Origin of the sequence: Flavobacterium sp. LC2016-13, assembly GCF_009707955.1 — a bacterium.
Classification (GTDB): Bacteria; Bacteroidota; Bacteroidia; order Flavobacteriales; family Flavobacteriaceae; genus Flavobacterium.
Map to the genome: position 1 here is coordinate 1 of NZ_WMDQ01000029.1, position 10,981 is coordinate 10,981.

Below are 10,981 nucleotides of genomic sequence, written 5' to 3' on the forward strand. Positions count from 1 at the left end.
TTGATTTTTATAAAAACCAATTAACACTTTTGAAGGAAAAGAAAACTGATGAATATTTTTCATTTTTAGAATTAAAAGAAAAAGAAACTAGTCAAAGTTTATATTATGCTAAAAAAGATTTAGAAGAAACTTTAGTCGAATATCTTGAGCCATTCACTATTAAAGATTATAAAATAGAACCTTTAGAAAATTATAAATTAAAATTGTATGGAGATGGGAGAATAGTTTGCTTAGAACTTACTAGTCTTGATAGTAGATTAAGGGGAGAATCAGCTTTATGGGCAAAGTATAAAGAAGATGGGGGTACAATGGCAGCATTTAGAAAATACTATCTATACATCCCTGAAGGCAAGGATGAATTAGAAATTTTAAGGTAAATTTGATGAAAACGTATTTGTTGTACATTTTATTATTGGTTTGTTTTTGTGCTTGTTCGCAAAAACAAACCAACAAAGCCAGCCATTTAACGAGTAAAAACTACATGGGAACAATGCTTAAAACTATTAAGCATTATGATTATGAACCAGTATATTTTCTAACCTATATACAAAATGTCTGCTATTCTGAAATACTAGTAAATGATATACCCATGCATAACAATTTTACAGAACTTGGAGATGGTGAGACTATGGAAATCAATAATTATATTTTCAAGAGTGGTTTGCAAAAAGTGACTTTTAGATTATACCCAGCAACTAAAGGTAAAGACTTTGATCATCACACATTAACAAGGCAGACTGATATGAAAATCGAAATATCAGAGTCCGATAATAAAAAACGAGATCAGCCAGGAAAAAAAATTGCGAATTACATCACACAAACCGTTGTAAATATTAATGCATACGAGGAGAAAGAATTTATAGCTACTGGAAAAAACTACTATGAAGCCAGTTTTACTTTTGAAGCAAAAGTTCCTTACGAATTTACTAGTTTGGATAAAGGTCAAGATTTAAGAAAATGGAATCAGGAAAAACTGGAACAGAAAGTCGTTGATTTTTATAAAAACCAGTGGAGGCTGATAAATGATAAAGAAATAGAAGAATATTTTTCATTTTTAGAATTAAAAGAAAAAGAAACTTGTCAGAGTGTTTTTAATTCAAGAAAAGAATTAGAAGAAAATTTAAGTGCATATTTGGAACCTTTTATAAATTCAACTTTTAAACTTGAGCCATTAGAAAATTATCAATTAAAATTTTATGGAGATGGTAAAATAGTTTGTTTAGAACTTACCAGTACAGAGGCAAAAATGAGAGGTAAATCTGCTTTATGGGAAAATATAAGAAAGACGGCTCATTAAGAGCCAAATACAGAAAATACTATCTATACATTCCAGAAGGTGAAGACGAATTCGTAATTTTAAGATAAATTTTGATGAAGAAGTATTTGTTATACATCTTTTTATTGGTTTGTTTTTGTGCTTGTTCGCAAAAACAAACTAATAAAGGTAGCAATCTAACGAGTAAAAATTATGTAGAAACAATGCTTAAAACGATTAAGCATTATGATTACGAACCTGTATATTATTTAGCATATGAACAAAATATTTGTTATTCTGAAATTTTAGTCAATGATATTCCTGTAAACAAGAATTTCACAGAACTTGTAGATGGAGGAGCGGTAATAATTAATGATTATATTTTTAAGAGCGGCTTACAAAAAGTTACTTTTCGATTATATCCAGCAATTAAAGGTAAAGATTTTGATTATCATATATTAAGAGAAGATACTGATATGAAAATTAGTATAAGTGAATCAAATAATATTAATAGAGAAAAGAAAGGGAAAGAAATAATATCTTATTTGACACCTACTGTAGATGGAGTCAATGAGAATGGTCCAATAAAGATATTTGCTGCTGCAGGAAAAAACTACTATGAAGCCAGTTTTACTTTTGAAGCAAAAGTCCCTTACGAATTTACTAGTTTGGATAAAGGTCAAGATTTAAGAAAATGGAATCCCGAAAAACTGGAGTAGAAAGTTGTTGATTTTTATAAAAACCAATTAACACTTTTGAAGGAAAAGAAAACTGATGAATATTTTTCATTTTTAGAATTAAAAGAAAAAGAAACTTGCCAGAGTTTATTTTATACTAAAAAGGAATTAAAAGAAGTTTTAGAGTCATATTTAGACGCATTTATTATTCCAAATTATCAAATACAACCATTAGAAAATTATAAACTTAAATTCTATGGAGAAGGGAAAATTGTTTGTTTAGAAATAGAAAGCTTAGACAATCATTTAAGAGGAGAATCGGCTTTATGGGCAAAACTTGATGAAGGCGATGGCGTTATGGCAGACTTCTTTCAATATTATCTATATATTCCAGAAGGTAAGGACGAATTAGAAATTTTAAGGTAATTGTGATTAAGGAGATGGTATAGTGGGATTTTTTAAACTTTACCTACACATTCCAGAAGGCGAAGACAAATTAGTAGTAATAAGATAATTAAAAATGTCAACAGAAAAGAATTTTATAAAAAGAAATAAATATAAATTAATAGCGTTTTGCTTTTTTAGCTTTTGTATAATATACTTTATAAATCTAGTCGGATACAAAAATATTCCAAATCTTCCACAAGATTTTAAAAGTCTTTGGGAAGATTATCTTATTAATCGTTCTCTAGAAGAGCAAGGTCCAACAGATTTTCAAAGGGCTCAATATTTAAACGATAGTTTACAAGCTGAAAGTCAAAAAAGCAATGAAGTTACTCATAAAATAAAGGGTAATTTTGACGGCACCGGTTTTATCGATTATGCTTTCATTTCTCCAAATAGCGGGCATATTGTTTTTTCTAAAGGAAAAGCATTCTCAGTAGTTGATCTTATAGAACTAAATCCCAATGATGATAAATTATTTGAAGAAGGAGATTTAGATAATGACGGAGCAGATGATTTTTCTGTTTACAGATATAAAAAAGGATGGCATAATGAAATTATCACTTACCTTCATTCTGATAACGAACCTTAGACACGATGCCTCACTATTGATTTAAATAGTGATGAGAAAGCAAGTGATGAGGATATAAAAGCAAGAGTATTTAGAAAAAATAGTAAGATCTATTTTTTAGATAAAGTAAGAGATAAAAAAAATAATGACTACAAACTTGTTTCTAAAAGTTTAAATAGCTTTAAAGCGGAACAAAGTGGAATTGATATAATGGTGAAGTAAATGTTATACACAATAGAGTGATCTATTGTAAATACTATTTGATGACTAAAGATTTAGATTCCTGTTAATATTTCAGTTCCTGTTTCGGAGGTTTTTGCGCATTTTTTCACTTTCAATCTGCTGAAAGTTTTCGAAGATCTTTGGTATGTCCCCAAGTTCTTATCTCCTACCTTCAAAAATAATTTTTCAAAACCCGGAATAGGTAATTATATCATTTATTTAGATGACGACAATACTGCAAGATATCAATTACTTACTTTTAAACATGATATGTCATTTTCGACCCAAATCAATGATTTTACTTCTATTCGCTTCATAGGTTTAGAATTTGTTGAGTGTCACTTTTCTTTTTCTGAACAGGGAAAAGTTAAAACAAATATTCAATTAAAATGTGTATTTATTAGCGTAAAAATAAAATGTATACAAAATTAAAATGAAATGTTCATTTTAATTTTCTGTTTTTTTTTTTTTTTACTGAGAATAAACAGTTTACATATTTTTTGATTATATCCATAAAGTAACCCATTAACTTAATAATATATACTAAAAGCCTTTATGGGTATTTTATGGAACATATTTATGTTATTTGTTTTTCATAATGTACATTTCATTTTTTGTACAATTCAAAGAATTACTTGACAAACCTCAATGCTTACTAGGCTTTTGTGAATATTTCCATTATTTGAGAATGTACATTTCATTTTTTCAAATATAAATATGATATTGAATAAAGTAAAAATGGAAAAAAATTTAAAGAAATGTATATTGTCATTCATCAGCTCAAATCATGTATAATAATTGTTCTATCTAATGTGAGTAAAAAACATATTCAGTTTTATTTTGATGAATTCACTTTTAGGATTAATATCTATTTTGAAAAAAATTATATTTCATAAAACAATAAATAGAATGCTTCAAGCTATGCCTGTTTTTCAAAAGCAAATAATAGATAAACTAAATATGTAAATCGATAATTTTAATATTGAAAATATCCAGATAATGGCTCCTGCCATTGTAAATAAACAAGTAATTTTATTAACATACTTCATAAGATATCCATTTTATAATTTAAAAAATACATTCAAATTATTATTGAATTATTCATTTATTGGTCTCAGATTCGGGTTTAAAACCCTGGAATTTATTGCAGGTACTTTAGTAATGCGAAAAAATATAATCTTTTGACTTTTTTAGTTTTAATAAAAGTTTTCAAAATTGAGAGACTTTCAGTCTATCGTCAACTAAACCACTCTGCACTTTCAGTGCAGAGTGGTTTAGTTTTATGTAATCAATAAACAGAAATACTAACCTAATTTTTCTAATCAATTTTATCAAAAAACGCTTAAAAAAGTTTTTCTTTATAATAATACTATCGAAAAAAGGGATAAGTTTTCGGGCAATATAATATTGTTCTTTACTTACCCCTTCTTTTTGTAATAGTATTTCAGATACAAAATAAATCAGAGAAATTACTTTATCGAAACAATTATAAATTCACTTCTTCTGTTTAACTGGTGTTCTTCTTCTGTGCAGAGTACATCATCTGAACATTTATTGACTAACTGAGTTTCACCGTATCCTCTGCCTGTTAATCTGTTGGCAGAAATTCCTTTTTTAACAAACCATTCAATCGTTGCTTTGACTCTTTTATTGGATAATACGATATTATATTTTGCCGTTTGTCTGCTGTCGGTATGAGACCTAACGTCAATTTTCATTTCCGGATATTCTTTAAGAACAGCTAAAACTTTCTCTAATTCAAATGAGGCGTCTTTTCGTATGAATGCTTTATCTAAATCAAAATAAATAATTGGAATGTTTAGAGTTTTTGCTAAATCTGTTCCAATTGTAATCGGTTTTATTTGTTTTTCTAACTTAATATTCAACTCTTCTTTATCTGTTGATGGCTGAATAGCAATGGCGCTTTCATTTGTTTCGTATTCTTTTTTTACTGCTCTTACATGGTAATTTTTGTTGCATTTTACATCGAAACTATAATTGCCATCTGCGGTTGAAGTTACTTCTGCGATTTGCTGAAATTTATCATCCAACAAGATTACTTTTGCCTCACTTAAAACTGCATTGGTTTCAGCATCTGTAATTGTTCCTGCTAATTTTTTCTCACAATCCAGTTTACGGGTTTCAGTAAATTTGTAAATATCATCATTGCCTTTTCCGCCTTCTTTGTTTGAAGAGAAAAAGCCTTTTCTGGTACTGTTATCAATGATAAAGGCAAAATCATCAAATTTGGTATTAACTGGTTCGCCTATATTTTGTACTGACTCAAAGCCGGAATCTTCTTTTATTTTTGCTGTAAAAACATCTAATCCTCCTAATCCGGGACGTCCGTCACTGGCAAAATAAAGTTCGTTATCTCCTGATATAAAAGGAAATGTTTCTCTTCCTTCTGTATTGATTGCTGAACCTAAATTTTCAGGTTTTCCAAATGTTCCATCTTCATGAATGGCAACACTATATAAATCTGATTGTCCTAAACTTCCCGGCATGTCAGAAGCAAAATACAGTTTTTTTTCATCTGTACTTAAAGCCGGATGTGCTACACTAAACGCATTACTATTAAAAGGCAATTCTGTAACATTTGTCCATTTGTCATTAACAAAATCTGCTTTGTACAGTTTTAATAGTGTAATACTCTTATCATCTTTTCCTTTTTTTCCATGCAGGAAATTATTTCTTGTAAAGTACATTGTCTTTCCGTCTTTGGTAAAAACGGGAGTGGATTCATTGAACTTAGAATTGATTTTTTTATCAAATCGAATTGGATCTTCTAAACTTCCATCTGATTTTAATTCCGAAGCATATAAATTCGTAAAAGATTTATTAGTCCATCTGAACGTTTTTCTTGATACTGTTCCGCTATCACGTGCCGATGCAAATACTAATTTGTTATTAAAAATTGTACTGCCGTAGTCTGACTGATTAGAATTAATTCCTGAGTCTGAAATATCAAATCTTCCTGAATTTACTTTAATCTGCTCTAAGTAGTTTTTATTATTTTGAAATAAAACACCTCTCGAATCGGTTTTAACTTTTTGATTAAAAACATCAAGCATCTTGTCTGATTTGGCATAATCGCCAACAGATTTGAGAGCCTGCGCATATCTGTAATAGTATTCCGGCTCTTGTTCATTGTTTAAAGCGAATAACGCATCATACCATTTTAGCGCTTTTGTAAGTTCTGCATTAAAATAGTATGCATTCCCTAATCGCTGAAAGGTCTTTTCATCTTTATATCCTCTTTCGGCTACTTTTTCATAAATCGAAATAGCATCTACATAAGCATATTGATTATACGCTTTATCAGCTTTATTTAAAACTGTCTTTTGTGCCATTCCATTAAAACAAACAGAAGACAAAAAAGCAGTATAAAGTAATTTTTTAATTTCCATAATTAGAAAAATCTTGGTGAAGTTATTTTGCTATACTTATTTAAGAATTCAAAACGCAGAAATATCTCATGCGATCCTGAATTATAATTTACCAATTTGGTCGTTTCACGATCATACGCATAACCCAAATATAAACGGTCTGATATCTGAAATCCTGCTAAGGCACTAACAGAAGCACTCCATCTGTAAGCAAGACCAATAACAAATTTTTCGTTAAACATAAAGTTGGCCGATGCATCGACTTGCAGTGGCGATCCTTCGACCATTTTGGTCAGGATAGCGGGTTTGAATTTTATTCTTTCGTATCGATCTAAATCGAACACATAACCTGCAATTAAATAATAGTTAATTTGATCTTTATATATGGCTGTTTCGTTGTCATTGTAACGATTGGTTTCGATAAAATTGGGAACTGACAATCCCACATAAGCCTTGTCGGTATGCCAATAAATTCCGGCTCCTACATTTGGCGAAAATTTATTGTCTAAATTCTGAAACTGCTCATCTCCCTTATCTTCGGGTGTTAATTTATTAGGGTCTAAGTTGAATAAATTGGCAGATCCTTTTATACCAAAAGAGAGTTTAGCGGTTGCTGATGTTGGTATTGAATACGAAAAATCGGCTGATAAATTGTTCTCGTTTGTTGGGCCAATTTTATCATTTACTAATGAAACTCCAAGTCCCACGCTTTTGCTTAAGGGGGTATTTACAGAAAAACTGCTCGTTTCCGGTGCTCCGTCTAATCCTATCCATTGTGTGCGGTACAATCCAAAAACGCTCAGAACTCCTCTGGAGCCGGCATAGGCAGGATTTACACTAATGGTATTATACATGTATTGTGTAAATTGCGCATCCTGCTGTGCAAAACCTCCAACTGAATACAACAATACAACTAAAACTAATTTTTTCATTTATTTCATTTTTAAATAATGGCTTAGTCAATTGACTAAGCCATTTCATTTATAGCCTATTACTTAGTCAGGTATAAATAACCTGCTTCTTGCTGAGCGTTAGATTGTTTGTCTTTATATCTGATAATATAATAGTACGTTCCTTCCGGTAATCCGTTTGAGTCTTTTACAGTAACACGTCCTTCTGAAATTCCTCTAAAAGCAATGTCGTTATTATTGTAATGATCTCTTTCGAATACTAAAACTCCCCAACGGTTAAAGATTTGCACCGTATTATCAGGATAACATTCTAAGCCCTGTATATAAAATCTTTCGTTCTTTTGATCGCCATTTATAGAAAGGGCATTAAAGATTTTGATCACACAGCCGTCTAATTTTATAACTGTTGGCTTTTCTCCGTCAAGATTACTGAAATCCGATTTATCTGAAACCACTATCCCGCTTTTTGTTGTTCCGGATACTGTTGCCTGATTGCTGATACTTCCTGCATTTACATCTGCCTGAGTTAAAGTATAGGTTCCCGTAATTGAAAAATCATCGCTCTGACCAACACTTAAATTAATTGGACCACCATTCATTACAATTCCTGTTAAAGGATCAGAAACCAACAGGTTCTCAAGATCAACATTCCCTGTATTGGTTATTACAAAACTGTAAGTTAATGTCTCGCCTGCTTCGGCATATTCGTTGCCGTTAGAGTCATTTAATTTTACCGTTTTTATAATTGCCACTGCCGGAATTTCAACAAAAATCTTAACAGTTGCAGTACTGCAATTATCCGGATTTGCTACTTCACATATTTGATAGTTTAATGTATGACTTCCTCCTTCTGTTCCCGGAGCCACATCAATTGTCCCATCAGAATTAAGTGTAATTCCTGTTGGAAGGTTTATACCTTTCACAACAACCTCTGAAGGTATAACCGCAACACCATTCAATTTATCGTTATCTAAAACATTGATTACTTGTAACGAACCGTTAATTCCGTCTGCAAGCGTTACATCATCCTCGTTACCTGCATGAATTCCGAATGTCGGTCTAGCATTACAACCAGATGTTGCTGCAGGATAATTGACTACTACAGATTTTGTAGGATTTAATGTAAACTGCATGGTTACAGCAGGTCTTGTCAATTCAAATCCGTCATTTCCTTGTGTCCATTGTCCATTTGACAATACCCATCCCGGCCAGTCTGTTGGATTATTATTGCTGTCAACAGTTGCTCCAGGCCATAATACGTCACCACTCAATGGCATATTAGTTTGAGTTGCCACAATATTGTTGGCACTATCAATCCAGTTTATGGTTAATAATCCCGTTGGCGTAAAATTGTCTGCTGTCACATTATAAGACACGTATGGTGTGTCTTTTGAACAATAACTATTTGCTGTTATTGTCATTGTTGGTGCAACAACCGAAACTGAAACAGTTGCTGAACTGCAATTACCCGGATTCGCTTTTTCACAAATCTCATAAACCAACGAATAATTTCCAGCCGGTGCGTTTGGCACTAATTCTGCTGTTCCGTCAGGTTTTAATATCAATACTCCATTTGGATCTGGCGTCAATACCTTTAAATCAACATCTGAAGGTACAAGCGGATTATTGTTTAAAGTATCATTGTCAAATACATTCAGTACTGTTACTGTCTTATCAATTCCTACAACAGAATTCATTGGATCTGAAATTGCCTCTAATATTGTTTTTTCAACTACAATTGTTATTGTTGCCGGAGTAACATCAATTGCTCCATTATTATCTGTGGCTGTAAAAGTAAAAGTATCATTCCCTGAAAATGCTCCGCTCGGATCATACGTAAGATTTCCTGCTTCTAAAGGTGTTAATACTTGATTTACAGTTACTGGCGTACCAGCTAAAGCTAAAGTTCCATGAACAGGTAAACTTAAAACAGTATAAGTTACAATTGTACCGTCGGTATCTGTAGCTGTTAAAGCTTTGATCACTGTTGCCCCTGCTCTTGAAGGAATACCTGTGTTAGTATCATCATGTGCTATTGGAGCATTGTTCGCAACAGGAATTATAATTGTTGCCGTTGATAAAGCTACAGCACCAAGATCATCAGTCGCTGTAAAAGTAAAAGTATCATTTCCTTTAAAAATTCCGCTTGGGTCATAAGTCAGTTTTCCTGCTTCTACCGTTGTCAAAACCTGATTTACAATTACAGGAACTCCCAATAATCTTAGAACTCCATGAACCGGCAAACTTAAAACGGTATAACTTGCAATTGTTCCATCAATATCTGTTGCCTTTAAAGCATTGATTGGAGTTTCACCAGCTGTTGATAGAATTGGTGTATTGGTGTCATTATTTGCAACCGGCGCATCATTAACCGGAGTAACGGTAATTAGCTCATTGGCTGTAGCCGTTCCGCCATGTCCATCACTGATAACATAAGGAATACTAATTGCGCCATTATAATTTAAACCTGCTGTAAACGTAATAACATTTGTAGCAGAGATAGTCACAGTTCCGTTTGTAACTGTTATAGTCTGAGCTCCGCCTGTTAAAGTTGTTCCGTTTATTGAAGTGATTGTTAAAGTATCTCCATCAACATCTGAATCTAATGCTAATGGGGTTAACGTTACGGTTGCATCTTCGGCAACAGTGTAATTGTCATTAACTGCTACTGGATTATCATTTACCGGGGTAACGGTAATAAGTTCATTGGCTGTGGCTGTTCCGCCATGACCATCGCTGATAACATAAGGGAAACTGATGGCTCCATTATAATTTAAACCTGCTGTAAACGTAATAACATTTGTAGCAGAGATAGTCACAGTTCCGTTTGTAACTGTTATAGTCTGAGCTCCGCCTGTTAAAGTTGTTCCGTTTATTGAGGTGATTGTTAAAGTATCTCCATCAACATCTGAATCTAATGCTAATGGGGTTAACGTTACGGTTGCATCTTCGGTAACGGTATAATTGTCATTAACTGCTACTGGATTATCATTTACCGGGGTAACGGTAATCAGTTCATTGGCTGTAGCCGTTCCGCCATGTCCATCGCTGATAACATAAGGAAAACTAATCGCTCCATTATAATTCAACCCTGCCGTAAAAGTAATCACATTCGCAGCTGAAATATTTACAGTTCCGTTTGTAACCGAAATACTTTGAACTCCACCTGTTAATGCAGTTCCATTGATTGAAGTAATCGTTAAAGTATCGCCATCAACATCTGAATCTAAAGCCAATGGGGTTAACGTTACGGTTGCATCTTCGGCAACGGTATAATTATCGTTAACTGCTACTGGATTATCATTTACCGGTGTAACGGTAATAAGTTCATTGGCTGTAGCCGTTCCGCCATGTCCATCGCTGATAACATAAGGGAAACTAATCGCTCCATTATAATTTAAAACTGCTGTAAACGTAATCACATTCGCAGCTGAGATATTTACAGTTCCGTTTGTAACTGAAATACTCTGAGCTCCGCCTGTTAAAGTTGTTCCGTTTATTGAAGTGATTGT

7 protein-coding genes and 1 pseudogene are annotated in these 10,981 nt (G+C 32.4%); 5 read left to right on the forward strand and 3 right to left on the reverse strand.

The genetic code is table 11. The features are described 5' to 3' along the window. From GKZ86_RS25295 to GKZ86_RS25040, 5 genes and pseudogenes are all read left to right on the forward strand, one after another. Nucleotides 1-377 (forward strand): annotated as a pseudogene (locus tag GKZ86_RS25295) (hypothetical protein); the annotation flags it as partial. Between the two features lie 104 nt (nucleotides 378-481). Further along, nucleotides 482-1,297 (forward strand): hypothetical protein, encoded by an 816-nt coding sequence (locus tag GKZ86_RS25025; protein ID WP_154785743.1) that lies wholly within the window; start codon nucleotides 482-484, stop codon nucleotides 1,295-1,297. 74 nt (nucleotides 1,298-1,371) lie between these two features. Then, a complete protein-coding gene (locus GKZ86_RS25030; RefSeq protein ID WP_154785744.1) occupies nucleotides 1,372-1,974 on the forward strand; it encodes a hypothetical protein in 603 nt (200 codons plus the stop codon). 36 nt (nucleotides 1,975-2,010) lie between these two features. Next, a complete protein-coding gene (locus tag GKZ86_RS25035) occupies nucleotides 2,011-2,358 on the forward strand; it encodes a hypothetical protein (protein WP_154785745.1) in 348 nt (115 codons plus the stop codon). Nucleotides 2,359-2,452: 94 nt separating this feature from the next. Further along, complete coding sequence (locus GKZ86_RS25040; RefSeq protein WP_154785746.1) at nucleotides 2,453-2,968, forward strand: hypothetical protein; 516 nt, start codon at nucleotides 2,453-2,455, stop codon at nucleotides 2,966-2,968. Between the two features lie 1,670 nt (nucleotides 2,969-4,638). Here the strand turns inward: GKZ86_RS25040 and GKZ86_RS25045 are convergent. From GKZ86_RS25045 to GKZ86_RS25055, 3 genes are all read right to left on the reverse strand, one after another. Further along, nucleotides 4,639-6,579, reverse strand: coding sequence for an OmpA family protein (locus GKZ86_RS25045; RefSeq protein WP_154785747.1), 1,941 nt, complete (start codon nucleotides 6,577-6,579; stop codon nucleotides 4,639-4,641). A gap of 2 nt (nucleotides 6,580-6,581) precedes the next feature. Then, on the reverse strand, nucleotides 6,582-7,490 hold the full coding sequence (locus GKZ86_RS25050) for a type IX secretion system membrane protein PorP/SprF (protein WP_154785748.1): 909 nt from the start codon (nucleotides 7,488-7,490) through the stop codon (nucleotides 6,582-6,584). A 59-nt stretch (nucleotides 7,491-7,549) separates the two neighbouring features. After that, a partial coding sequence (locus GKZ86_RS25055) for a gliding motility-associated C-terminal domain-containing protein (protein WP_154785749.1) occupies nucleotides 7,550-10,981 on the reverse strand: 3,432 nt, incomplete at its 5' end.

Excerpts from the sequence above, each read along its gene's own strand:
- GKZ86_RS25025 (WP_154785743.1), top strand. The coding sequence starts at position 482 with ATGGGAACAATGCTTAAAACTATTAAGCATTATGATTATGAACCAGTA.
- GKZ86_RS25030 (WP_154785744.1), top strand. The coding sequence starts at position 1,372 with ATGAAGAAGTATTTGTTATACATCTTTTTATTGGTTTGTTTTTGTGCT.
- GKZ86_RS25040 (WP_154785746.1), top strand. The coding sequence starts at position 2,453 with ATGTCAACAGAAAAGAATTTTATAAAAAGAAATAAATATAAATTAATA.
- GKZ86_RS25045 (WP_154785747.1), bottom strand. The coding sequence starts at position 6,579 with ATGGAAATTAAAAAATTACTTTATACTGCTTTTTTGTCTTCTGTTTGT.
- GKZ86_RS25050 (WP_154785748.1), bottom strand. The coding sequence starts at position 7,490 with ATGAAAAAATTAGTTTTAGTTGTATTGTTGTATTCAGTTGGAGGTTTT.